The organism is Palleronia pelagia (genome assembly GCF_900110115.1).
Lineage (GTDB): Bacteria > Pseudomonadota > Alphaproteobacteria > Rhodobacterales > Rhodobacteraceae > Palleronia > Palleronia pelagia.
Genome location: NZ_FOCM01000002.1, coordinates 106,677 through 130,634, shown reverse-complemented (window position 1 = coordinate 130,634; position 23,958 = coordinate 106,677). Strand labels below are relative to the sequence as shown.

General features: G+C 68.1%; 25 protein-coding genes and 1 tRNA gene. 16 read left to right on the top strand and 10 right to left on the bottom strand.

Going from position 1 to position 23,958, the window contains the following annotated elements:
• Positions 1–4: 4 nt before the first annotated feature.
• Positions 5–580, bottom strand: a complete 576-nt coding sequence (locus BMX96_RS04900) for a TRAP transporter small permease subunit (protein WP_091844504.1) — start codon at positions 578–580, stop codon at positions 5–7.
• A 203-nt stretch (positions 581–783) separates the two neighbouring features.
• On the opposite strand from BMX96_RS04900, the gene BMX96_RS04895 reads away from it, so the two are divergent.
• From BMX96_RS04895 to BMX96_RS04885, 3 genes are all read left to right on the top strand, one after another.
• On the top strand, positions 784–1,896 hold the full coding sequence (locus tag BMX96_RS04895) for a TRAP transporter substrate-binding protein (RefSeq protein ID WP_091844503.1): 1,113 nt from the start codon (positions 784–786) through the stop codon (positions 1,894–1,896).
• 98 nt (positions 1,897–1,994) lie between these two features.
• Positions 1,995–2,678: a D-lyxose/D-mannose family sugar isomerase gene (locus tag BMX96_RS04890; RefSeq protein ID WP_091844502.1), complete on the top strand. Its 684-nt coding sequence runs from the start codon at positions 1,995–1,997 to the stop codon at positions 2,676–2,678.
• Positions 2,679–2,748: 70 nt separating this feature from the next.
• Complete coding sequence (locus BMX96_RS04885; RefSeq protein ID WP_091844501.1) at positions 2,749–3,501, top strand: SDR family NAD(P)-dependent oxidoreductase; 753 nt, start codon at positions 2,749–2,751, stop codon at positions 3,499–3,501.
• A gap of 4 nt (positions 3,502–3,505) precedes the next feature.
• On the opposite strand, the gene BMX96_RS04880 is transcribed toward BMX96_RS04885, so the two are convergent.
• A complete protein-coding gene (locus BMX96_RS04880) occupies positions 3,506–3,778 on the bottom strand; it encodes a metal-sensitive transcriptional regulator (RefSeq protein ID WP_091844500.1) in 273 nt (90 codons plus the stop codon).
• 190 nt (positions 3,779–3,968) lie between these two features.
• Between BMX96_RS04880 and BMX96_RS04875 the strand changes: the two genes are divergently transcribed.
• Positions 3,969–4,703, top strand: coding sequence for a MauE/DoxX family redox-associated membrane protein (locus BMX96_RS04875; RefSeq protein WP_091844832.1), 735 nt, complete (start codon positions 3,969–3,971; stop codon positions 4,701–4,703).
• Positions 4,704–4,797: 94 nt separating this feature from the next.
• The gene (gene purU / locus BMX96_RS04870; protein WP_073130179.1) at positions 4,798–5,679 is read left to right on the top strand and encodes a formyltetrahydrofolate deformylase; all 882 of its coding nucleotides are present in this window, start codon (positions 4,798–4,800) and stop codon (positions 5,677–5,679) included.
• Positions 5,680–5,686: 7 nt separating this feature from the next.
• Here purU and BMX96_RS04865 read toward each other — a convergent pair whose 3' ends face one another.
• Entirely contained in the window at positions 5,687–6,814 is a 1,128-nt protein-coding gene (locus BMX96_RS04865; RefSeq protein WP_091844499.1) for a zinc-binding dehydrogenase, read from the bottom strand.
• 144 nt (positions 6,815–6,958) lie between these two features.
• Between BMX96_RS04865 and BMX96_RS04860 the strand changes: the two genes are divergently transcribed.
• Positions 6,959–7,035, top strand: a tRNA-Arg gene (locus tag BMX96_RS04860).
• Positions 7,036–7,163: 128 nt separating this feature from the next.
• On the opposite strand, the gene speB is transcribed toward BMX96_RS04860, so the two are convergent.
• Both speB and BMX96_RS04850 read right to left on the bottom strand, forming a co-directional pair.
• Positions 7,164–8,102: an agmatinase gene (speB, locus tag BMX96_RS04855; protein WP_091844498.1), complete on the bottom strand. Its 939-nt coding sequence runs from the start codon at positions 8,100–8,102 to the stop codon at positions 7,164–7,166.
• Positions 8,099–8,722, bottom strand: a complete 624-nt coding sequence (locus tag BMX96_RS04850) for a TetR/AcrR family transcriptional regulator (protein WP_073129371.1) — start codon at positions 8,720–8,722, stop codon at positions 8,099–8,101. The genes speB and BMX96_RS04850 overlap by 4 nt, the downstream gene beginning before the upstream one ends.
• A 122-nt stretch (positions 8,723–8,844) precedes the next feature.
• Here BMX96_RS04850 and BMX96_RS04845 point away from each other — a divergent pair, with 122 nt between their 5' ends.
• Genes BMX96_RS04845 through BMX96_RS04825 form a run of 5 tightly spaced genes read left to right on the top strand, consistent with a single transcriptional unit; the run spans position 8,845 to position 13,293 of the window.
• Positions 8,845–9,903: an ABC transporter substrate-binding protein gene (locus tag BMX96_RS04845; protein ID WP_091844497.1), complete on the top strand. Its 1,059-nt coding sequence runs from the start codon at positions 8,845–8,847 to the stop codon at positions 9,901–9,903.
• Positions 9,900–10,751, top strand: a complete 852-nt coding sequence (locus BMX96_RS04840) for an ABC transporter permease (RefSeq protein WP_091844496.1) — start codon at positions 9,900–9,902, stop codon at positions 10,749–10,751. Before BMX96_RS04845 ends, BMX96_RS04840 begins: the two co-directional genes overlap by 4 nt.
• Entirely contained in the window at positions 10,748–11,524 is a 777-nt protein-coding gene (locus tag BMX96_RS04835) for an ABC transporter permease (protein ID WP_236736960.1), read from the top strand. The genes BMX96_RS04840 and BMX96_RS04835 overlap by 4 nt, the downstream gene beginning before the upstream one ends.
• Positions 11,521–12,558, top strand: a complete 1,038-nt coding sequence (locus tag BMX96_RS20160) for an ABC transporter ATP-binding protein (protein WP_091844495.1) — start codon at positions 11,521–11,523, stop codon at positions 12,556–12,558. The genes BMX96_RS04835 and BMX96_RS20160 overlap by 4 nt, the downstream gene beginning before the upstream one ends.
• A 3-nt stretch (positions 12,559–12,561) precedes the next feature.
• Positions 12,562–13,293 (top strand): MBL fold metallo-hydrolase, encoded by a 732-nt coding sequence (locus BMX96_RS04825; protein WP_091844494.1) that lies wholly within the window; start codon positions 12,562–12,564, stop codon positions 13,291–13,293.
• 24 nt (positions 13,294–13,317) lie between these two features.
• On the opposite strand, the gene BMX96_RS04820 is transcribed toward BMX96_RS04825, so the two are convergent.
• The 5 genes from BMX96_RS04820 to BMX96_RS04800 are packed head-to-tail and all read right to left on the bottom strand — an operon-like array spanning position 13,318 to position 17,720.
• A complete protein-coding gene (locus BMX96_RS04820) occupies positions 13,318–14,619 on the bottom strand; it encodes a branched-chain amino acid ABC transporter permease (protein ID WP_091844493.1) in 1,302 nt (433 codons plus the stop codon).
• On the bottom strand, positions 14,616–15,626 hold the full coding sequence (locus BMX96_RS04815) for a branched-chain amino acid ABC transporter permease (protein ID WP_091844492.1): 1,011 nt from the start codon (positions 15,624–15,626) through the stop codon (positions 14,616–14,618). Before BMX96_RS04815 ends, BMX96_RS04820 begins: the two co-directional genes overlap by 4 nt.
• A gap of 2 nt (positions 15,627–15,628) precedes the next feature.
• Positions 15,629–16,090: a hypothetical protein gene (locus tag BMX96_RS04810; RefSeq protein ID WP_091844491.1), complete on the bottom strand. Its 462-nt coding sequence runs from the start codon at positions 16,088–16,090 to the stop codon at positions 15,629–15,631.
• Positions 16,091–16,113: 23 nt separating this feature from the next.
• Positions 16,114–16,941, bottom strand: a complete 828-nt coding sequence (locus BMX96_RS04805) for an ABC transporter ATP-binding protein (protein WP_073129362.1) — start codon at positions 16,939–16,941, stop codon at positions 16,114–16,116.
• The gene (locus BMX96_RS04800; protein WP_091844490.1) at positions 16,938–17,720 is read right to left on the bottom strand and encodes an ABC transporter ATP-binding protein; all 783 of its coding nucleotides are present in this window, start codon (positions 17,718–17,720) and stop codon (positions 16,938–16,940) included. Before BMX96_RS04800 ends, BMX96_RS04805 begins: the two co-directional genes overlap by 4 nt.
• A 187-nt stretch (positions 17,721–17,907) precedes the next feature.
• On the opposite strand from BMX96_RS04800, the gene BMX96_RS04795 reads away from it, so the two are divergent.
• The 5 genes from BMX96_RS04795 (at position 17,908) to BMX96_RS04775 (ending at position 23,949) form a co-directional block, all read left to right on the top strand.
• Positions 17,908–19,200 (top strand): amidohydrolase family protein, encoded by a 1,293-nt coding sequence (locus tag BMX96_RS04795; RefSeq protein WP_091844489.1) that lies wholly within the window; start codon positions 17,908–17,910, stop codon positions 19,198–19,200.
• A gap of 167 nt (positions 19,201–19,367) precedes the next feature.
• Complete coding sequence (locus tag BMX96_RS04790; RefSeq protein WP_091844488.1) at positions 19,368–20,360, top strand: BMP family protein; 993 nt, start codon at positions 19,368–19,370, stop codon at positions 20,358–20,360.
• A gap of 79 nt (positions 20,361–20,439) precedes the next feature.
• Positions 20,440–21,969: an ABC transporter ATP-binding protein gene (locus tag BMX96_RS04785; protein WP_091844487.1), complete on the top strand. Its 1,530-nt coding sequence runs from the start codon at positions 20,440–20,442 to the stop codon at positions 21,967–21,969.
• Positions 21,959–23,011: an ABC transporter permease gene (locus tag BMX96_RS04780; protein ID WP_091844486.1), complete on the top strand. Its 1,053-nt coding sequence runs from the start codon at positions 21,959–21,961 to the stop codon at positions 23,009–23,011. The genes BMX96_RS04785 and BMX96_RS04780 overlap by 11 nt, the downstream gene beginning before the upstream one ends.
• On the top strand, positions 23,008–23,949 hold the full coding sequence (locus BMX96_RS04775; protein ID WP_073129357.1) for an ABC transporter permease: 942 nt from the start codon (positions 23,008–23,010) through the stop codon (positions 23,947–23,949). The genes BMX96_RS04780 and BMX96_RS04775 overlap by 4 nt, the downstream gene beginning before the upstream one ends.
• Positions 23,950–23,958 lie beyond the last annotated feature (9 nt).

Below are 23,958 nucleotides of genomic sequence, written 5' to 3'. Positions count from 1 at the left end.
GGCCTTACCCCCGGTTTCCGGCTTCTTTCGCCGCGGGCGGCAGGTCGTCTTCCTTCTGCGGCGGATCGGGCAGGTCGAGATGACCGGTCAGCATCGCGGCCTTCTTGATGATCTCCGACACGCCCTGCGCCGCGAGCACGATGAACCCCAGCAGCACCCAGATCTTGGCGGGCCAGCGGACCAGCCCGCCCGCGTTCGAGGATTGCTCGCCGCTGGTGTAGGACGACACGAAGAATGGCCAGGCGAGGTAGACCATCAGCACCGCGAAGGGCATCAGGAACAGGATGTGACAGATCAGGTCGATCCGGACCCGGGCGCGCGGGCTCAGCCGCTGCGACAGCACGTCGACGCGCACATGCTCGTCCTCGCGCAGGGTCCAGGCGGCGCACATCATGAAGACCGCGCCGAACAGGTACCACTGCGCCTCGAGCCAGGCATTGGACGATACATTAAGGGTTTTCCGGATGATCGCGTTGCCGGCCGAGACTAGGACGGCGACGAGGATGAGCCAGGCGAAAGATCGGCCGATGATGCCGTTCACGCGGTCGATGGCACGGGCGATCCCCAGCAGTCCGGACATCAGCGTCTCCTCCCAATTCGTCCGCGCCTGCGCGCGTTTGCCGGGAAAAGGGTGGGCCGCGTCCCGGCTGCGTCAAGGGCGCGCGGGCGGGCACTGGCGCGGGACCGCTGCCATCGCGGATTGCGGGGATTCCGGCTGGAAAGGCGCGGGCCTGACCCTAGGTCGATCGCCATCAATCGAAGCAATTCGCAAGGGAGAGAGCTATGGATCGTCGTCGTTTTCTGAAGACGGCCACGCTGGGCAGCGCGGGGGCCACGGGCCTTGCCGCACCGGCCATCGCACAGGAGAATCCGCAGATCAGCTGGCGGATGACATCATCCTTCCCCAAGTCGCTGGACACCATCTACGGCGGCGGGGCGGACGTGGCGCAATACGTGCGCGAAGCCACCGACGGGGCCTTCGACATCCAGGTCTTCGCGGGGGGCGAGATCGTCCCCGGCCTGCAGGCCGCCGACGCGGTCCAGAACGGCACGGTCGAGATGTGCCACACCGCCGCCTACTACTACGTCGGCAAGTCGCCGACCTGGGCGCTGGGCGGCGTGATCCCCTACGGCCTGAACAACCGGGGCATGAACGCCTGGCTGTATTACGGCGGCGGCCTGGACCAGCTGAACGAGTTCTACGGCAAGAACGGCCTGCATTACCTGCCCGCCGGCAATACCGGCGCGCAGATGGGTGGCTGGTTCCGCAACGAGATCAACAGCCTGGCCGACATGGAAGGCCTGCAGATGCGCATCGGTGGCCTTGCGGGCCGCGTGATGGAGCGCGTGGGCGTGGTGCCGCAGCAGGTCGCGGGCGGTGACATCTACCCGTCGCTGGAGCGTGGGACGATCGACGCCGCCGAATGGGTCGGCCCCTACGATGACCAGAAGCTCGGCTTCTACCAGGTCGCGCCCTATTACTACTATCCCGGCTGGTGGGAGGGGAACCTGACCCTCTGCTGCTTCGTGAACCAGGAACAGTGGGACGGTCTGCCCGACCGCTACAAGGCGCTGCTCCAGAGCGCGAGCCGCGCCGCCAATACCGAGATGATGGCGGAATACGACTACAAGAACCCCACCGCCCTGCGCGAGCTTGTGCAGAACGGCGCGCAGCTGCGCCGCTATCCCGACGAGGTGCTGAACGCGACCTATGACGCGGCGATGGAGCTTTATTCCGAACTGCGCGAGAGCGAGCCCGACTGGGGCCCGATCTACGACAGCATGATGGCGTTCCAGGCCGAGCATTTCTTGTGGCAGCAGGTGTCGGAATCGACCTTCGCCCAGTTCATGCAGGCCAAGCAGAGCGCGGGCGAACTGCCGGCCCAGCAGCAGTAAACCGCGCCCCTGCGCGCGACACCGGCCCCCGGCGCGACTTGCGCCGGGGGCCTTTTTGTTCCTATCGCTGTCGGGGTCACAGCTGGAAGGAACGCGCCATGAAACGATCCCGCATCAACCAGATCATGGCCGAGGGCGACGCGATGATCTCGCGCCACGGCTTCACCCTGCCGCCCTTCGCGCGCTGGTCGCCGGAAACCTTCCGCGACCGGGCCGATGCGGCCGCCCACGTGATCGACAGCCGCTGCGGCTGGGACATCACCGATTACGGACGGGGCGATTTCGACGGGATGGGCCTGTTCCTGTTCACCCTGCGCAACGGCATCCTGTCCGACCTGCAGGGCGGTGGCGGCATGTGCTACGCCGAGAAACTGCTGATCTCGCGCCGCGACCAGCTCAGCCCGCTGCACACCCATGTCATCAAGGCTGAGGACATCATCAACCGGGGCGGCGCGACCCTGGCCGTGCAGCTTTACGGGTCGGACGGCGCGGGCAACCTGGCGCGCGACCGCGGGGGCAGGGTGCTTTGCGACGGCATCGCCCGCGATTTCGCCGCCGGCGAGGTGCTGACCTTCGCGCCGGGCGAAAGCATCACCCTGCGTCCCGGCGACTGGCACGCCTTCTGGGGCGAGGGCGGCGACGTTCTGATCGGCGAGGTCAGCACGGTCAACGACGACGAGACCGACAACATCTTTGCCGAGCCCATCGGCCGGTTCTCGGAGATCGAGGAAGACGAGCCCCCGGTCCACCTACTGGTCAGCGATTACGCCCGCTGGCTGTGATCGAGGTTCTGGAAATCGGTGCGAAACCTGTCAGGGTGGCGCCGAAACACGCGGGGAGGAAAGCGTAACCATGTCACTTCTTTCGGGAAAATTCGCCATCGTCACGGGGGCCGCGTCGCCGCGCGGGCTGGGCAAGGCCACGGCCAGGGCCTTTGCCGATCACGGCGCCACCGTTGCCATCCTGGACCTCGACGAAGGGAACGCGAAGGCCGCGGCGGCCGACCTGGGCGACGGCCATGTCGGGATTGCCTGCAACGTGACCGACAAGGCCGCGTGCGAGGCGGCGGTGGCGCAGTTGCTGGATACCTGGGGCCGCATCGATGTCCTGGTGAACAACGCAGGCATCACCCAGCCCCTGAAGATCATGGAGATCGAGCCCGGCAATTACGACGCGGTGCTGGACGTGAACCTGCGCGGGACGCTTTACATGACGCAGGCCTGCATCCCGGCGATGCGCAAGCAACAGGCGGGCAGCGTCGTCAATCTCAGCTCGGTTTCGGCACAGCGGGGCGGGGGTATCTTCGGCGGACCGCACTATTCGGCCGCGAAGGCTGGCATCCTGGGGCTGACCAAGGCGATGGCACGGGAACTGGCGCCCGACCAGGTGCGGGTGAACGCCATCTGCCCGGGCTTCATCGACACCGACATCACCGCCGGCAAGCTGACCGACGAGATGCGCGCGCAGGTGCTTGCGGGCATTCCCATGGGCCGGGCGGGAACGGCCTCGGACGTGGCGGGCTGCGCGCTGTTCCTGGCCTCGGACCTGTCGGCCTATTGCACCGGGACCGAGGTTGACGTGAACGGCGGTTCGCTCATCCACTAGGGCGTCAGCCACCTGTCTTTTGCAGCAGCGCGATGAGTTCGTTGAACTTTTCGCGCTGCTCTTCCGCGTCACCGGACGCGATGGCGTCGGTCACGCAGTGCCGCGCGTGGTTCTCCAAAAGCAACCGCTCCACCCCTTTCAGGGCCGACCGCACGGCGGCGGTCTGCGCGAGGATATCGACGCAATAGCGGTCGTTCTCGACCATCCTGGCGATACCGCGCACCTGGCCTTCCAGCCGGGCCAGCCGATCCAGCGTCTTTTGCTTGTTTTCCTGCATCCTGGTCCATCCCCGGTCTGCTGCCTGTTGCATATACCTATAGGGGGTATATGTATGCGACAAGAGAGAGTGCAACACGACCGCGAAGGAGATCCCCGTGAAGGACCTGACCGATACGCCCGAGGTCGACAGCCCCGACACCGCCCGCAACAAGAGCCGGGGCGCCGGCAAGACCGCCGCGCTCTACCGGATGGCCATGCCCGGCCACCTGTGCCCCTTCGGCCTGAAGTCGAAATCCCTGCTCGAGCGGAAGGGCTACACGGTCGACGACAACCACCTGACCAGCCGTCCGCATATCGACGCCTTCAAATCAGCGCATGGCGTGCAGACCACGCCGCAGGTCTTCATCGACGGTGAGCGCATCGGCGGATACACCGAGCTGAAGGAACATTTCGGCCAGCGCGTGCTGAAGAAGGGCGAAACGACCTATCGTCCCATCGTGGCGATCTTCGGTTCAACCTTCCTGATGGCGCTGGCGGTGGTGCTGAACCTCTACGAGGGCTTCCCGATCCTGACGTTGGCCAAGTGGTTCTTCGCGATCTCGATGGTGGCGCTGGCGATCCAGAAACTCCAGGACGTGGGCGGCTTCGTGAACGGATTCTTGGGCTACGACCTGCTGGCGCGCCGCTACGTGCCATACGGCTATGCCTATCCGTTCCTGGAACTCTGGGCCGGCGTGGGGATGATGGCCCTCATCGGCACCGGAAGTGCGCTGATCTGGGCGGTGGCGCCCGTGGGCCTGTTCATCGGCACCATCGGCGCGATCAGTGTCATCAAGGCGGTCTATATCGACAAGCGGGAACTGACCTGCGCCTGCGTCGGCGGCGGATCGAACGTGCCGCTGGGCTTCGTATCGCTGTCGGAAAACCTCATCATGATGCTCATGGGCGTCTGGATGCTGGGCGCCTGGGTCGCGGCGTCGTAAACGGCACGGCAAGGGGCGCGCTTTGGCTTGCCGAGCGCGCCCCCCCGAGATGACAAGGCGCAAAACGCCCACCCTTTCGGAGCCTTGCGCCCACATGACATATGCCCTTCGCGTCCGCTGCCCCTCGACCCGCGGTATCGTCGCCGCCGTCTCAACCCTGCTGGCCGAACAGGGCTGCAACATCATCGACAGCGCCCAGTTCGATGACCAGAAGACCGGCAATTTCTTCATGCGCGTCAGCTTCGTGTCCGAGAAGGGCGCCAGCGCCACGGATGTCGAAACGGCCTTCGCCCCGGTGGCGAAGAGCTTCGACATGGAGCTCGAGATCTTCGACGAGGCGATCAAGCGCCGCGCGATCATCATGGTCAGCCGCTTCGGCCACTGCCTGAACGACCTGCTGTATCGCTGGCGCATTGGCGCGCTGCCCATCGACATCGTGGGCGTGATCTCGAACCACCTGGATTACCAGAAGCTGGTGGTGAACCACGACATCCCGTTCCACCACATCCGCGTCACGCCCGAGAACAAACCGCAGGCCGAGGCGCGGATCATGGAAGTGGTCGAGGATACGGACGCCGAGATGGTGGTCCTGGCCCGGTACATGCAAATCCTATCGGACCGCATGTGCCGCGAGATGTCTGGCCGCATCATCAACATCCACCACTCGTTCCTGCCCAGCTTCAAGGGCGCCAACCCCTACAAGCAGGCGTTCGAGCGTGGCGTGAAGCTGATCGGGGCCACCTCGCACTACGTCACCGCCGACCTGGACGAAGGCCCGATCATCGAGCAGGACACGGTGCGCGTCACCCACGCCCAGTCGGCCGGCGACTACGTTTCGCTGGGTCGCGATGTGGAGGCGCAGGTGCTGGCCCGCGCGATCCACGCCCACGCCCATGGCCGCGTCTTCCTGAACGACGACAAGACGGTCGTTTTCCCGCCGCAGCCGGGATCCTTCGTGTCCGAGCGGATGGGCTGAGCCGGGATCAGTCGAAGATCACGACCTGGCGCACGGCCTGCCCTGCGGCGAGCCGTTCGAACCCCTCGTTGATCTCGTCGAGCCGCAGCCGGTGGGTGACCAGCTTTTCCACCGGCAGCTTGCCCTGCATCATCATGCGGGCGAAGCGCGGGATATCGCGCACCGGCACGCAGGATCCCACGTAGGATCCCTTGAGCGTCCTTTCCTCGGCCGTCAGCGATACCGGGGGCAGCGCCATCCGCGCGTCGGGGTGGGGCAGGCCGGCCGTGACGGTCGTGCCGCCGCGCCGGGTGATGTCATAGCCGAATTGCAGGGCAGGGGCCGCGCCCGCCAGCTCCACCGCCAGGTGGACGCCGCCGCCGGTGATCTCGCGCGCGGCCGCGACCGCGTCCGGCGCGGCGGGGTCGATGGCGTGGGTGGCGCCCAGCTCCAGCGCCAGCGCGCGTTTTGCCGGGTCAAGGTCGGCCGCGACGATCTCGCCCGCGCCGGCCGCCACCGCGCCCAGAAGCCCGGCCAGCCCGACGCCGCCGAGCCCCACGATCGCGCAGGCCTCGCCCATGCGCAGCGCGCCCGAGTTCAGCACCGCCCCCACGCCCGTCAGCACCGCGCAGCCCAGCAAAGCGGCGCGGTCCAGCGGGATCTCCTTGTCGATCCTGACGCAGGAGTTCTCCGACAGCACCGCGTGGGTCGAGAACGCCGAGACGCCCAGGTGGTGGTGGATCTTGTCGCCCTCGACCGCGATCCGGCGGTGGCCACCCAGAAGCGTCCCCGCCGCACCGGCCGCCGCGCCCGGTTCGCACAGGGCAGGGCGGCCCTCGGCACAGGGCACGCAGTGGCCACAGGACGCGATGAAGACCGTCACCACGTGGTCGCCGGGCGCCAGCCGCGTGACGTGGGGGCCGACCGCCTCGACCACGCCCGCGCCCTCGTGACCCAGCGCCAGCGGCGTGTCGCGCGCGCGGTCGCCGTTGATGACCGACAGGTCCGAATGGCACAGCCCCGCCGCCGACATCCTAATCCGCACCTCGCCCGGTCCGGGCTCGGCCAGCTCGGCTTCGACCAGCTCCAGCGGGCGGCTCTCGGTATAGGGCCGCGCGGCGCCCCGTTCGCGCAGGATCGTGATGGTCGTCTTCATGGCCCCTCCCGTGGCTCGCCTCGCGGGCATGAAGCCACACTGCCGGCCCCACGGCAATGTCGGCAGAGGGGGCGGAGCCCGTCTCCGAATTTTCCAACATTTCGCCTTGCACCCGCTCGCGCGGGGCAGTATCCCGCCCGCAACGCGCTGGTAGCTCAGTTGGATAGAGTATCTGACTACGAATCAGAGGGTCGGGGGTTCGAATCCTCCCCAGCGCGCCACTTTCCTCTACGAGACGAAATTGAACCCGCCTTCCGGTAGGGTCCGCGTGCCCGCGCTCTTGTGGCGTCGGTATCTCGGTGAAAGGCGGCCACAATGCTGACCGCCCAGCCGCCCTGCCGCGTCTTGGTCAGGCGCCCGGGACCACGCAGAGCATTTCGTAGAGCAGGTTCGCCCCGATCAGCGCGGTGTTGCCCGTGGGGTCGTAGGGGGGCGAGACCTCGACCAGATCGGCGCCCACCAGGTTCAGCCCGGCCATGCCGCGCACGATCTCCAGCGCCTGCCAGGTGCTGAGACCGCCCAGCTCGACCGTGCCGGTGCCGGGGGCGAATGCGGGGTCGAGGCTGTCGATATCGAAGCTCAGGTAGACCGGCGCGTCGCCCACCGTCTCGCGCACCTGCGCCATGAGGGGGGCGAGCGATTTCATCCAGCACTCTTCGGCCTGCACCACCGTCCAGCCCTTGTCGCGGCCCCAGTCGAAATCCTCGGGCGCGTAGCCGGTCCCGCGCAGGCCGATCTGGAACACCTTGTCGTTCTGCAGGCAATCCTCCTCCCACGCGCGGCGGAAGGGACAGCCATGGGCGACGGTTTCGCCGAACATGTGCTCGTTGATATCGGCGTGGGCGTCCACGTGGACCAGCGCCACGGGTCCGTGGCGTTCGCGGATCGCGCGCAGGATCGGCCAGGTCAGCGTGTGATCGCCGCCCAGGGTCAGCGGCACTGCGCCTTGGCCCAGGATCCCGCGGTAATGCTGGGCGATGATCTCCACCGATTTCTTCAGATCGAAGGTGTTGATCGGCACGTCGCCGATATCGGCCACCTGCATCCGGTCGAAGGGCGCGGCGCCCGTGGCCATGTTGTAGGGCCGGATCATCCGGCTTTCGTCGCGGATCTGGCGCGGACCCAGCCGGGTGCCGGGCCGGTTCGACGTGCCGATATCCATGGGCACGCCGACGAAACAGGCGTCGAGCCCCGCCGCATCCTGTTGCGCGGGCAGGCGCATCATCGTCGCGGGGCCGCCGAAGCGGGGCATGTCGTTGCCGCCAAGCGGCTGGTTATAGGCGCTCATGCGTCCTCCATTGCGATCATCCGGGCCAAGGGGCGCATCTGCGCCGCGATGGACCTGCGCAGCTCTTCCAGGGTCATGGCGTCGTTCTTCACGAACTCGATGAAGGCCATGTTCAGGTTGTTGAAGATCAGCTCGCCCAGCGGCACGGGGTCGATCCTGGGCCGCACCTCGCCACGGTCGCGCAGCCGGGCGATGAGGGCGATGACCTGCCCGCGCAGCTTGTCGTCGAGATCGGCGTAACGGCGGCCGTTCGGCGTGTCCGGCGCCTCGATCGAGATCGCCATGGCGGTGCGCCACATCTCCTTGCTGAGGTATTTCAGCGAGTGGTCGTAGTATTGGTGGATCAGCGCCAGGATCGCCGCCTCGACCCCGCGTGGCGGATCTTCGACGATGCCCTGGCCCATGGCGACGACCTCTTCCACCTCGAGCGCGACGGTGGCGATCAGGATGTCGCCCTTGGCGTGGTAGTAGTTGTAGACCGTGCCGACCGACACGTCCGCACGGTCGGCCAGGTCCTCGAGCCGCACGGCACGATAGCCCCGGTCGCGGAACAGCGTCACCGCCGCGTGAAGGATTCGCCGTTCGCGATCCGCCTTCTGCCTATCTCGTAAGCCCGTCACGGGATCTCTCGGTCATTCTGAAACAGAACTCAAAAATAGTGTTGACTACAAAAATGAGGCTGTTCAAGTTTTTTCTCAGGAGCCGCCGAAAGCGCGGTCGAAAGAACCACAGGGAGACGCGAATGACTGCCAAGATTCTTTTCCGATCGGTGGCCACGACCGCGCTGGTCGGCGCCGGCACCGCCGCGACCGCGCAGGACGAACTGAACGCGCTGGTCTGGTGCGACCACACAGACCCCGCGCTGATCGAACCCTTCGAGGCCGAGCACAACGTCACGGTGAACCTGCGCGAATACGAAGGCACCGGCGCGGCCCTCGCGCTGCTGGAGCAATCGCGCCCCGGCGACTGGGACGTCCTGGTGATCGACGGCATCGACGTCTTCCGTGCCATCGACGCGGGCCTTCTGGCCGAGCTGCCGACGGACGAATTGCCGACCGACGCCTTCTTCCCCGAAGTCGTGATGTCCGAGAACAACGGCCGCGACGGCGCAATCTACGCCGTGACCGAGAAGTTCGGCTACAACACGATTTCCTACAATTCGGACGCGGTGGACGCTGCGGACATGGAAAACCTGTCGAGCGTCTGGTCCGAGAAATACGACGGCCGCATCTCGATCTACGACTACTACCTGCCGGTGATGGGCCTTGCCGCGCTGGAGCAGGGGATCGACACCGCCGCCATCGACGCCGCTGCGCTCGAGCCCATCGGCGAGACGTTGTCGCAGATGCGCAGCCGCGCGGCCTCGGTCGCGGGTGTCGTCGCCGCGCAGACGGCGCTGGCCACGGGCGAGGTCGATATCGTCGTGGGCGGTGGCGAATGGCTGACCGCCGTTCTGGCCGAAGAGCGGCCCGAGCTTACATGGACGATCCCCGAGGAAGGCGCCGTGCGCTGGACCCAGTCCATCGGCGTGCTGGCCGACAGCGAGAAGACCGACCTGGCGACCGAGTTCGTCAAATACATCGTCAGCGCCGAAGGACAGGCGCGGCTGGCGACCTCGTCCTGCTTCTGGGGGATGCCGGCCAACGCCGAGGCGGGCGATTTCCTGAGCGACGCGCAGAAGGACGTCCTGCGCTGGGACGACCAGGCCGACTACCTGGCGCGCACGCAGCTGTATCCCGCGCCCGACACCGATCTTGATATCGAGATGCAGGATCTCTGGCTGAACACGCTCCAGCAGTGAGCGCAGGATCCGACCAGGCCAGGGGCTGGGGCTTCGCGGCCCCGGCCTTGCTGTGGACCCTGGCCTTCTTCGTCGTGCCCTTCGTCGTCATGGGCGCGATGAGCCTTGCCACGCTGGACGGCCGCACGCTGGTCTGGGGTCTGCATCTCGACAACTACGCCGAGCTGGCCAGCAAGGCCTACCTGGCGCGGGCGATCTTCGTGTCGCTGGAAATCACCCTGACGGTCACGGTGGTGTCGATCCTGCTGGCCTATCCGCTGGCCTGGATCATCGCCTTCCGGGTGCCGCAGCGCTGGCAGCGGCTGGCGCTGCTGCTGGCGATCCTGCCGTTCTGGACCTCATACGTCGTGCGGTCCTACGCGTGGCTGCTGGTGCTGGCGCGCGAGGGGGTGGTCAACCAGACGATGCTGGGCCTGGGCCTGATTTCCGAGCCGCTGACGCTGGCCAATACCCGCTTCGCCACTGTGACCGGCTTCGTCCACTTCTTCGTCATGCTGCTGACGCTGACGATCTATGCCAACCTGGTGCAGCTTTCGCCGAACTATCGCCGCGCGGCCATGGACCTGGGCGCGAGCGCCTTCCAGACCTTCCGCCACGTGATCCTGCCGCTGACCCTGCCGGGCATCATGACCGGCGCGTTCCTGACCTTCGTGCTGTGCATCGGCGACTATATCACGCCGCAGATCCTGGGCGGCAATACCGAGCTGACGGTGCCGCAGGTCATCATGGTGCAACTCGGGCGCCGCGCCGACTTCCCGCTGGCCGCCGCGCTCGCCATCGTGCTGATGGGCATCGTGACGCTGGCCTACCTTGCCATGGCCCGGTGGCTGCGGCTGGATCGGCTGTGATACGCCACGTCCTTCCCTGGGCCTACGGCCTCGCGGCCTTCGCCTTCATCTACCTGCCCGTGGGCGCGCTGGTGCTGTTCTCGTTCCAGGACGGTTCGCTGCCGGTGCCCCCCTTCGAGGGGCCCAGCCTGCGCTGGTACGCGGACGTTCTAGGCGATGACGATCTCGTCGCGGCGCTACTCCATTCGCTGACGGTCGCGCTGGGCTCGGCCGCCGTCGCGGTGGCGCTGGGGTTCGGCGCGGCCTACGGGCTGGCGCGGCACCACCTTCCGGGCTCCGCCGTCCTGCGGGGGCTGCTGATCGCGCCGTTGACCGTCAGCTACCTGATCGTGGGTCTAGGTCTTCTGATCGTCGTGCAGCGGGTCGGGCTGGGCCTGTCGCTCTGGACCGCGGGGATCGGGCACGTGGTCATCAACCTGCCGCTGTGCTTCGCGATCATCTATGCCTCGATGGGCGCGCAGCAGCAGAACGCCGAGCGTGCCGCGCGCGACCTGGGCGCGGACGAGGCGCGGGTCGTGTTGCTGGTCACCATCCCGATGCTGGCGCCCGCGATCCTGGCCGCCTTCTTCCTGTCGGTGACGCTCAGCTGGGACGAGTTTATCATCGCCTTCCTGCTGACCCGCTTCGACGTGACCCTGCCGGTCGAGATCTGGTCGATGCTGCGCTCGGGCCTGTCGCCGCGGCTGAACGCCATCGGCAGCCTGGTCTTCCTCGTCTCGGTCGCGGCGATCCTCGTCATCGAATTCACCCTGTTCAGGAGGCGTCGCAAATGACCGCGCCCGTCACGCTCGACCGGATCGGACACCGCTACGGCACGGTGCAGGCGCTGCACGGCATCGACCTGACGATCGAGGCGGGCGAATACATCACGCTGCTGGGCCCGTCGGGCTGCGGCAAGACCACGCTCCTGTCGATCCTCGGCGGGTTTCTCGTGCCCAGCGCGGGCAAGGTCCTGATCGGCGGCAGGGACGTGACCGCCGTGCCGCCCGCCAGGCGCCCCACGGCCACGACCTTCCAGGACTACGCACTGTTCCCGCATATGAGCCTGCGCGACAACGTGGGCTTCGGGCTGCGCATGGCCGGCGTGGGACGGCGCGAGAGGGATCGGCGCGCCGAGGAAAAGCTGGACATGGTGGGCCTGAAGCACTCCGCCGGGAGCCGCCCGCACGAACTGTCTGGCGGCCAGCGGCAGCGCGTGGCGCTAGCCCGCGCGCTGGCGGTCGAGCCGGACGTGCTGCTGCTGGACGAGCCTTTGGGCGCGCTGGACCTGAAGCTCAGGCGCGCCATGCAGGACGAGTTGAAGAACATCCAGCGCCGCGTCGGCACCACCTTCGTCCATGTCACCCACGACCAGGAAGAGGCCATGGCCATCGCCGACCGGATCGTCGTGATGAATGCCGGCCGCATCGAGGACGTGGGCCCGCCCGCGCGGATCTATCGCCGCCCTGACAGCCTGTTCGCGGCCGAGTTCATGGGCGAGATGAACCGCTTCCCGGGGCAGGGCGGGGCCGACGCCATCACCACGCCGTTCGGGCGCATCGCGCAGCAGGATCCGCCGGCGGGAGAGCTTGTGCTGTGTGTCCGGCCCGAGGCGATCTGCCCCGGCGCGGGGCAGCTGGCCATCGGGCCGTCCCGCGTGCTGGACGCGGCCTTTTTCGGGACCCATTGCCGGGTCCACGTCCAACCCGAGGCCGCCCCCGAGCTGACGCTGATCGCGCACCTGCCGCCCACGAACCTGCCCGAGCCGGGCGCGATGCTGGACCTGTCGGCCCGCACCGATGATCTGAACATCTTCCGAAAGGAGTGAGCCATGGACCGCGTCGCCGCCCGGGACTGGTACGCCACCGAAACCAGGTCCGACGACATCACCCTGATCCACGAGCCCTTCATCCAGCCGTTCTTCCGCTGCAACATGTGGCACGTCCGCGGGCGCGACCGTGACATGCTGGTGGATAGCGGCATGGGGGTCGTGTCGCTGCGCGAATGGGTGCCGCTGGTCACCGAGCGCGACCTGACGGCGGTCGCCAGCCACACCCATTTCGATCATATCGGCTGCCACCACGAGTTCGCCGACCGGGTGGTTCACCGGCTCGAGGCGGATATCCTCGCCGATCCCGACAATGCCCGGACGCTCGCCGATCCCTACGTGACCGACGATATTTTCGACCGGCTGCCGCCCTTGCCCTACAGCTCGGACACCTACACTGTGAAGGGCGCGCGGGCGACGCGGCTGGTGGATGATGGCGACGTGATCGACCTGGGCGACCGGCATTTCGAAGTCATCCACACGCCCGGCCATTCCCCCGGCGGCATCGCGCTGTGGGAGGCTGCGACCGGCACGCTGATTTCGGGTGATATCGTCTATGACGGCCCGCTGATCGAGGATACCTACCACGCCGATGCCGCGGATTATCATCGCTCGATGGTCCGGCTCTACGACCTGCCGGTGCAGGTCGTGCACGGCGGCCATTTCGCCAGCTACGGGCGTGCGCGCCACCGCGAGATCATCGGCACCTGGCTGAAAGAACGGGAGAAGGCCTGAGCGGCCCTCTCCGGGTCGCGGGCCCTACTTCTCGGGGATCAGCCCGCGCGGGCTGAAACGCAGCACCAGCAGCAGGACGAGGCCCATGGTGAACAGCCGGATATGCGCGGTCGAGGCCAGCAGGTGGTCGCGCAGCGCGCTGCCTTCGGGCAGCGGCGATGCGATCACCGACATGAGCGCCTGGCCCACCGGTTCGACCTGCACCCACAAAAGCCAGATCAGGAACCCGCCCAGCACCGCGCCGAGGTTGGACCCGGAGCCGCCGACGATCACCATCACCCAGACGAGGAAGGTGAAGCGCAGCGGCTGGTACGAACTTGGCGTCAGCTGACCGTCCAGCGTGGTCATCATCGCGCCGGCCAGTCCGCAGACCGCGCTGCCCAGGATGAACACCTGCAGGTGGCGGCGCGTCACGTCCTTGCCCATGGCCCGCGCCGCCGTTTCGTTGTCGCGGATTGCGCGCATCATGCGTCCCCAAGGCGACGCCAGCGCAAGCTGCGCCAGCACGAAGACGATCAGCAGGACGATGGCCAGCAGAATGCCGTAATTGGCCTTCACCCACAGCCCCGAGGCGGTCACGGGATCGAGGCCGAGCGACATCGCGCGCTCGGCGAAGGTGTCCGACTGCTGCAGGTCGACCTCGTATGGCACGGGCCGCGGCAGGCCGATCACGTTCTTGACCCCGCGCGACAGCCAGTCTTCGTTCTTCAGGACCGCGATGATGATCTCGGCGATGCCCAGGGTGGCGATGGCGAGGTAGTCCGAGCGCAAGCCGAGGGCGATCTTGCCGATGATCCACGCGGCGCCGGCAGCCAGCAGACCGCCCACGGGCCAGGCCACTATGACCGGCAGTCCGAGCCCGCCGAGATATCCGGTCGACGCCGAGTCGACGCTTTCGATCGCCTCGACCGCCGGGTCGAAGACCGCGCGGTAAAGGAAGAAGCCGACGAGGATGATCGCGGTGACGGCCACGCCCCGCGTCCGGCCCGACAGGGCCCGCCACGCGAAAATTGCCGCCGCGATGCTGCCGGCGCCCAGCAGCAGCCCGAGGATCACGCGCCCGCCGCCCGCGGCCCAGGCCGCGCCCACCGGCGGCATCGACACCAGGACGGCCGCAAGACCCCCCAGCGCGACGAAGCCCATGACGCCCACGTTGAAGAGGCCCGCAAAGCCCCATTGCAGGTTCACCCCCAGCGCCATCACCGCCGAGACGAGGCCCATGTTCAGGATGACCAGCGCCGTGTTCCAGCTTTGCACCACGCCTGTCAGGACGATCAGCGCGGCGACAAGGCCAAACAGGCCGATATTGCGTGCCGTCTCGCTCATACCGATTTCCCCCGGAAAAGGCCCGTGGGCCGGAACAGAAGCACCACGACAAGGATCATGAAGCTCACCGCGAACTTGTAGTCGGTGGACAGAAGCTGAACGAGCCCGTCGGGCGCCATTTCGTCGGGCAGGGCATAGGTCAGCACCCGTTTCCAGGCGTAGGTTATCGTCACCTCCGAGAACGCGATGACGAAGCCGCCCGCGATGGCGCCCAGCGGGCTGCCCAGCCCGCCCACGATGGCCGCCGCGAAGATCGGCAGCAGCAGCTGGAAATAGGTGAAGGGCTTGAACGACTTGTCGAGTCCGTAGAGCACCCCAGCCAGCGTGGCCAGCGCGGCCACGATGATCCAGGTGACCCGGACCACGTATTCGGGGTTGATGCCCGAAAGCAGCGCCAGGTCCTCGTTGTCGGAAAACGCGCGCATGGACTTGCCGGTGCGGGTGCGGTTCAGGAACCAGAACAGCAGCATCACCGCCGCGATGGCGACGACCAGCGTGATCGCCTGGCTCGACCGCAGGCCAAAGCCTTCCTCGAGTCCGGTCCATTCCTTGAAGTCCCGCACGGTGAACAGGAACCGCGCGCCGTCGTCGAAATTGCGGTCGTCGGGGCCGATGATCAGCCGGGTGATGCCGTTGTAGATGAACATCACGCCCATGGACACGATCACCAGGATCACCGGGTTGGCCTTCTGCGCGCGGTAGAAGCGATAGACGGCCCGGTCGGTGCCCAACAGGAAGGCCGCCGTCACGGCGATCCCCAGCGGCAGCGCCAGCAGCGCCGTGGGCAGCGGGCCCAGCGACACGCCCAGCGCCTGCAGACCCCAGGTGAACAGGATCGTCGCCATCGCCCCGAACGCCATCGAGTCGCCATGGGCGAAGTTCGAGAAGCGCAGGATGCCGTAGATCATCGTCACGCCCAGCGCGCCCAGGCTCAGCTGCGCGGCATAGGCCGTGGCCGGCACGATGACGAAGTTCATCAGAACCATGAAGGCGTTGATCAGGTCCATCTTCAGTCTCCTGTGGCGACGGGGGCGAAGGTACAGCTGCCCGATTGGGTCAGGGCGCGCATGCCGCCATAGACGACGCTGTGTTCGGTGAGGACCGCGTCCCCGTCCGAGCGGACCGAGAACAGGGCGGTCGAGAGCCGCGGGTCGGACAAAGTCTCCGGCGCGGGATCCGCGAGGCGGAAATGTGCGACGAAGCGCAGACCGTCGCGCCAGGCGAACCCGGGGATCTCGACAAGCGGGGCAGTCGCCTGGGCGGGTTGGTCGGGCGCGCGCGCCTCGGCACGGTCGAGATCCCAAATCAGGGCGATGCGTTTGGGCTCCGGAAACCAGCCCTCGCTTTCGGAGCGGTCGAGCAGACAGTCCAGCGACAGCATAGACACGGCGGGAAACGGGTCGGCGACCGATGTCAGCTCGCGCGCCAGCCCCGGCGCCGCGGCGAACGCCACCAGCAGCCCGAGCACCATACGATGTGGCCCTCGACGCATCATCAGCCCCCCAGGAAGCTCCGGCGCACCTCGGCGTCGGCCAGCAGGTCCTTGCCGGTGCCGGTATGCGCGTTGGCGCCCTGCACGAGGACGTACCCGCGGTCGGCGATCTCCAGCGCCTGGCGGGCGTTCTGCTCGACCATCAGGATGGGGATGCCGGTGCGCGCAACCTCGATGATGCGGTCGAAAAGCTCGTCCATGACGATGGGGCTGACGCCGGCGGTGGGCTCATCCAGCATCAGCACCTTCGGCTCGGTCATCAGCGCGCGGCCCACGGCGACCTGCTGGCGCTGGCCGCCCGACAGCTCGCCCGCCATCTGGCGGCGCTTGTCGCGCAGGATCGGGAAGAGGTCATAGACCTGCTCCATGGTGCGGCGGATGTCGTCGCGGCGGATGAAGGCGCCCATCTCGAGGTTTTCCTCGACGCTCATGGACGGGAAGATGTTGCTGGTCTGCGGCACGAAGCCCATGCCCGCGCCCACGCGGTCCTGCGGCGACAGGGCCGAGATGTCGGTGCCATCCAGCACGACGGATCCCTGGCGCAGGTCCAGCATCCCGAAGATGGCCTTCATGGCGGTGGACTTGCCCGCGCCGTTTGGGCCGACGATGACCGCGATCTCGCCCGGGTTCACCGCGATGGTACAATCGTGCAGGATGTCCGGTCCCTTGCCGTAGCCGCCCGACATGTTGCGCCCGGCGAGGAACGCGTTGTCCGTCGCGGGCGTGGTCTCGCCGCTGGTCTCGTGCGCGGGGCTGAGCGTGCTGCCGCCGCGCGGATTGACGATGCTGGCGTCCTTGTTGCCGCGCCCGCCGTAGCCTGCGTCGCTCATGCCGGCACCTCGGTCTTGTTCTTGAGACCGGTGCCCAGGTAGGCCTCGATCACGTCCTCGTTGGCCTTGATCTCGTCCAGCGTGCCCTCGGCCAGGACCTTGCCCTCCGCCATGCAGATCACCGGATCGCAAAGGCGGCCGATGAAATCCATGTCGTGCTCGATCACCACGAAGGTATAGCCGCGCTCGGCGTTCAGCCGCTGGATCGCGTCGCCGATGGTGTTCAGCAGGGTGCGGTTCACGCCCGCGCCGACCTCGTCCAGGAACACGATACGGGCGTCGACCATCATGGTGCGGCCCAGCTCCAGGAGCTTCTTCTGCCCGCCCGAGACCTGTCCGGCCTTGTGGTCGGCCAGGTGCTCGATCGTCAGGAATTCCAGCACCTCGTCGGCCTTGGCGCGCAGGGCGCGTTCCTCGTCGGCGATGCGCTTGCGCCCGAACCAGGTGTTCCAAAGCCGCTCGCCCGACTGGCCCGGGGGCACCATCATCAGGTTCTCGCGGCAGGTCATGGACGAGAACTCGTGCGCGATCTGGAAGGTGCGCAGCAGGCCCTTGTGGAACAGCTCGTGCGGGGGCAGGCCGGTGATGTCCTCGCCCTCCATGGTCACGCGGCCCGAGGTGGGGCCGAGCACGCCCGCGATGACGTTGAACAGGGTGGTCTTGCCCGCGCCGTTCGGGCCGATCAGCCCGGTGATCGACCCCTTCGCGATGGAAAGAGACGCGCCGTCGACGGCGTGGAAGCCGCCAAAGGTCTTGCGCAGGTTTTCGACCACGATCATTCGGCTTGTCCCCATAGCCATCGGGCGGATGCCATCGGGCCCGCCATCATTGGCGGTGTGTTTTATCCGCTCTGGCGCGGTTGTCCATCAATTAGCCGGTCTCCCCGGTCCCGGGCGGGGATGACAAGGTGGCACGGCCGGCCCTAGGCTCGGCGCCACGCCCCATTGCCCGAAAAGGATGCGCCCCATGTTCGACCTGGTCCTTCGCAACGCCACGCTGCCCGACGGACGGCAGGGCCAGGACATCGCCGTCACCAAGGGCCGCATCGCCGCGATCCAGCCCGGCATCACCGCCGAGGCGGGGCAGGTCATCGACGCCGCCGGTCAACTGGTCAGCCCGCCCTTCGTCGACCCGCATTTCCACATGGATGCCACCCTGTCGCTGGGCCTGCCGCGCATGAACCTGTCGGGGACGCTCTTGGAGGGCATCGCGCTCTGGGGCGAATTGCGGCCCATCGTGACGCGGGAGGAACTGGTCGAGCGCGCCATGCGCTACTGCGACCTGGCGGTGACCAAGGGCGTGATGGCGGTGCGCAGCCATGTGGACGTGTCCGACCCGCGCCTCGTGACGGTCGAGGCGCTGCTCGAGGTGCGCGAGCGGGTGGCGCCCTACCTGGAATTGCAGCTCGTGGCCTTTCCGCAGGACGGGTATTACCGCGGCCCCGACGCGGCAGAGGCGCTGGGCCGCGCGCTGGACATGGGCGTGGATATCGTGGGCGGCATCCCGCATTTCGAGCGCACGATGGAAGACGGCGCCGCATCGGTCGAGGCGCTGTGCCGGATCGCCGCCGACCGGGGCCTGCCGGTCGACATGCATTGCGACGAGACCGACGATCCCCTGTCGCGCCATGTCGAGACACTGGCCGCGCAGACGGTGCGCTTCGGGCTGCAGGGGCGGGTGGCCGGATCGCACCTGACCTCGATGCACTCGATGGACAACTACTTTGTCTCGAAGCTGCTGCCCCTGATCGCCGAGTCGGGCATGGCGGTCATCCCCAACCCGCTCATCAACATGATGCTGCAGGGGCGCCACGACACCTATCCCAAACGCCGTGGCCTGACCCGCATCCCGCAGATGATGGAGATGGGGATCCCCGTGGGGCTGGGGCAGGATTGCGTGATGGACCCGTGGTATTCCATGGGCACGGGTGACCTCCTGGACGTGGCGCACATGGCCGTGCACGCGACGCAGATGGGGTCGGTCGCCGACAAGCGCGCGCTGTTCGACGCGGTCACCGTGAACTCGGCCCGGATCATGGGGCTCGAGGGCTACGGGCTGGAGGTCGGGTGCCACGCGGACATGGTCCTGCTGCAGGCCCGAGACCCGGCCGAGGCGATCCGCCTGCGCCCCAATCGCCTGAAGGTTATCCGGCGCGGCCGCGTTGTCGCCGAGACCGCGCCCGAGCAGTCGCGCCTGTCGCTGGAGGGCCGGCCCCCGCTGATCGTCCCGGCCGCCTATGCCCCGCGCCAAGCCGATTGACCAAACGGTCAGGATTTGCCCAAATAACTGGCAGGGCGCGTTTTTGTTCGGCACTCGCACCGGGCCCCGCGCTTGACAGGCCGGGGGTGCCGGGGCCGACTGCGCGCACCAGCGCATCCATGCGCGACATGCCCGGACCGGATCCGGGCCAATAAGGGGAGATTTCCATGACCAGATTGCCGATGAACCGCCGCCGCCTGCTGGGCACCGGGGCCGCCGCGCTGGGGGCCGCGACGCTGGCCACGCCGGGGCTGCTGCGCGCGCAGACCCGCGTGAAGGTCGCGGGCATCCACGCCTCGCCGGTCGAGAACGCCTGGAACTCGGTCCTGCACGCCGCGATGGTGCAGGCCAACGAGGAAGGCGTCATCGACTACACCTTCTCGGAAGGCGTGTCGGGCACCGACTATCCGCGCGCCATGCGCGAATATGCCGAGGCGGGCAACGTCCTGATCGTGGGCGAATCCTACGCGGTCGAGCGCGAGGCGCGGCAGGTCGCGGGCGACTATCCCGACACCGCCTTCCTAATGGGGTCGTCCGGCGAGGCGGCGGGCGACAATTTCGGCGTCTTCGGCACCTGGAACTGGGAGGCCGCGTACCTGTGCGGCATGCTGGCCGGCGCCATGACCGAGACGGGCCAGGTGGGCACCGTCGGCGCGATCCCGATCCCGGAAGTGAACATGCTGATCAACGGCTTCGCCGATGGCGTGAAGGCGGTGAACCCGGACGTCACCCACTCGGTCAGCTTCATCGGCACCTTCTTCGACCCGCCCAAGGCGCGCGAGGCGGGGCTGGCGCAGATCGACAGCGGCGCCGACATCCTGTTCGGCGAACGCATCGGCACGGCGGACGCGGCGGAAGAGCGCGGGATCCGGGCGATCGGCTCGCTCATCAATTACACGCCGCGCTACCCCGAGACCGTCTTCGCCAACGCGCTGTGGTCCTTCCGCCCGCTGATGGACGCCGCGCTGGCCGACGCGGCGGCGGGCAACCCCACCGGCAAGACCTACACGCCGCTGAGCCTGATGGAGGATGGCGGCAACGACATCGCCTATGTCGAAGGCGTCGCCCCGGCCGAGGCCGTGGCGCGCATGGAAGAGGTCCGCGCGGCCATCAAGGCGGGCGAGTTCGAGGTGCCGCGCAATTTCGACGAGCCGGCCTGATCGGCTTGTCACTCCGTCCACGGATATCCGAGCCAAGTTGGGGCGCCCGGCAGCGGGCGCCCCTTTGGTGCCTGCGGACATGACCCGCGTGCTCGAGCTTCGGGGCATCACCAAGCGGTTCGGTGCCGTCACCGCGAACGAGGACGTGTCGCTGCATCTCGACCAGGGCGAGATCGTCGCGCTGCTGGGTGAAAACGGCGCGGGCAAGACGACGCTCATGTCGATCCTGTTCGGCCACTACACCGCGGACGCCGGCACCGTGCGGGTGGATGGCGCCGAGCTGCCGCCGGGCCGATCGCGCGCCGCCATCCAGGCGGGCGTGGGAATGGTGCACCAGCATTTCGCGCTGGCCCCGAACCTGAGCGTGCTCGACAACATCGTCACGGGGACCGAGCCGCTCTGGCGCCCGGTTTCGCGCCGGTCGGCGGCGCGGGCCAAGCTGGCGGGCCTGATGGACCGCTTCGGCCTGACCGTGGACCCCGACTCCCTGGTGGCCGACCTGTCGGTGGGCGAATGCCAGCGGGTCGAGATCCTGAAGGCGCTCTATAACGACGCGCGCATCCTGATCCTGGACGAACCCACCGCCGTGCTGACCACGCAGGAGGCCGAGCGCCTGTTCGCCACCCTGCGCGAGATGACGGGGCAGGGGCTGTCGCTGATCTTCATTTCCCACAAGCTGAACGAGGTCATGGCCGCCGCCGACCGCGTCGTGGTCCTGCGCGGGGGGCGCGTGGTAGCCGAGCGCGCGACGGAAGCGACGTCGAAGGACGAGCTGGCCGAGCTGATGGTTGGCCGCCGGGTCGAACGGCCGCGCCGTCCGCCCGCGACGCCCGGGCCCGTGGTGCTCGAGGCGCGGGACCTGCGGCTGTCGGGCCGCGGCGGCGCGTCGCTCAACGGTGTCAGCTTCGCCCTGCGATCGGGCGAGACGCTGGGCATCATCGGTGTCTCGGGCAACGGCCAGACGACGCTTGCCGGCCTGGTGTCGGGACTGTACGCGCCCGATAGCGGTGCCCTGCTGGTGAAGGGGCGCGAGATCACCCGCCACGCGGTCCCCGACGCCATTGCAGCCGGGATCGGACGTATCCCCGAGGATCGCCATGCCGAGGGCGCCATCGGCGACCTGAGCCTGTGGGAAAACGCGGTGCTCGAGCGGATCTGGTCGCCGGAATTCTCCCGCCGCGGCCTTGTCCGCCGCCGGGCGGCGCGCGCCGCCACCGCCGAAATCATAAGGGGCTACGACGTGCGCGGGGCGGGCGTGGACAGTCGCATCCGCCTGCTGTCGGGGGGCAACATGCAGAAACTGATCCTCGGACGGGCGCTGAGCGCGGATCCCGACATCCTAGTGGCCGCGCAGCCCAGCCGCGGGCTGGACGAGGGTGCCATCGCCGCCGTCCACGCGCGGCTGCTCGAAGCGCGGGCGCGCGGCGCCGGCGTTCTGCTGATCTCCGAGGACCTGGACGAGGTTCTGGCGCTGTCGGACCGGGTCCGGGCCATCGTTGGCGGCCGCCTGTCGCCCGCGATCCCGTCCGACGACGCCGATGCGCGGCGGCTGGGGCTGATGATGGCCGGCGACTGGGCCGCGGCCGGGGAGGACGCCCATGCGGTTTGAGCGGCGCGAACGCCCGTCGCGCGCGCTGAGCGTGCTGGCGCCGCTGGGCGCGATCGTTGCCGCGTTGCTGGTGGCGGGTGTTCTCATCGCCATCGCGGGGGCCAACCCGCTGACCGCCTACGCGCTGATCCTCGACGGTGCCTTCGGCTCGCGGCTGGGCTTTTCCGAGACGCTGACCCGCACCACGCCGCTGATCCTGACGGGGCTGGCCGCCGCCGTCGCCTTCCGCGCGCGGGTCTGGAATATCGGGGGCGAGGGGCAGTTCTACCTGGGCGCGCTGGCCGTCGCCGCCATCGGCATGGTGCCCGCGCTGGCCGGGCTGCCGTCGCCCCTGGCCATCCTGGTCTGCGCGGCGGCGGGCGCAGCGGCGGGGATGGTCCTGTTACTGGTGCCGCTGGGCCTGCGCCTGCGCTTCGGCGTGGACGAGGTGGTGACCACCCTGCTGTTGAACTTCGTCGCGGTGCTGTTCGTGTCGCTGATGATCGAGGGGCCGATGAAGGATCCGCTGGCCTTCGGCTGGCCGCAATCGGTGCCGATCCCCGACAACGCCATCCTTCCCACGCTGATGGACCGCACGCGGCTGCACGCGGGGCTTCTGATCGCGCTGGCGCTGGCCGTCGCGGTCTGGTGGGTGCAGGCGCGCAGCGTCTTCGGGCTGGGCGCGCGGGCCGCCGGGCTCAGCCCCCGCGCCGCCGCCTTCGCGGGTGTGCCGCTGGCGCGGACGCTGCTGCTGGTGGGGTGCCTCTCGGGCGGGCTGGCGGGCCTGGCCGGCGCGGTCGAGGTCATGGGCGTGAAAGCCTACGTCACCACCGACCTGTCGCCGAACTATGGCTACTCGGGCATCGTGATCGCCATGCTCGCCAATCTGAACCCGCTGGGCGTGATCGCCGCCGCGCTGTTCTCGGCGGTGATGTTCGTGGGCGCCGACAGCATGAGCCGCGCGCTGTCGATCCCGTCCTACATCGCCGATGTCACCGTGGCGCTGTCGCTGCTGACCATGCTCGTGGCGATCTTCCTCACCCAGTACAGGATCCGGCGATGAGCGTGATCTTCGACATCCTCGCCGCCGTCGGCCTGTGGGAGGCGGTCCTGCGTATCGCGACGCCGCTGATCTTCGGCACGCTGGGCGTGTTGCTGTGCGAAAGGGTGGGGGTGCTGAACCTGGGGATCGAGGGGATCATGACCTTCGGCGCCATGGTGGGCTGGCTCACCGTCTATTCCGGCGGGGATCTCTGGACCGGCATGGCCGCTGCGGCGCTGGGCGGGGCGGCCTTCGGGCTTCTCCACGCGATCCTGACCGTGCCGCTGGGCCTGTCGCAGCACGTGACCGGCCTTGGCATCACGCTGTTCGCGTCGAGCTTCGCCTACTACGTCTTTCGCCTTGCCGTGCCGGTCGCCACCTCGCCCCCCACGGTCGAGCCGTTCCGCCCGTTGGACGTGTTCGGCCTGGCCGACCTGCCCGTGGTCGGCCCGGTCCTGTTCGGCCAGACGGCGCCCACGTACCTCGCGCTGGCGCTGGTCGTGGTGCTGGCCTGGGTGATCTATCGCACGCCGCTGGGGCTGGCGCTGCGCATGGCCGGGGAAAACCCGCACGCGCTGGACGCGCAGGGCGTGGACCCGATCCGGCTCAGGATCTGGGCGATCATGGCGGGATCGGCGCTCATGGCGATGGGGGGTGCGTTCCTGACGCTCGCGGCCTTCAATTCGTTCTTTCCCACCATGGTGCAGGGGCGCGGCTGGATCTGCGTGGCGCTGGTGGTCTTCGCCTCGTGGCGGCCGGGCCGGGCGTTGCTGGGGGCGCTGCTGTTCGCGTTCTTCGACGCGTTCCAGCTGCGGCTTCAGACGGTCGTGGACGGCGTGCCCTACCAGTTGTTCCTGATGGCGCCTTACCTGCTGTCGATACTCGCGCTGATCGTCATGGCGCGGCGGGCGCGGGTGCCGCAGGCGCTGATGCAGCCCTATCGGCGGGGCGAACGCTGACGGCGCCGG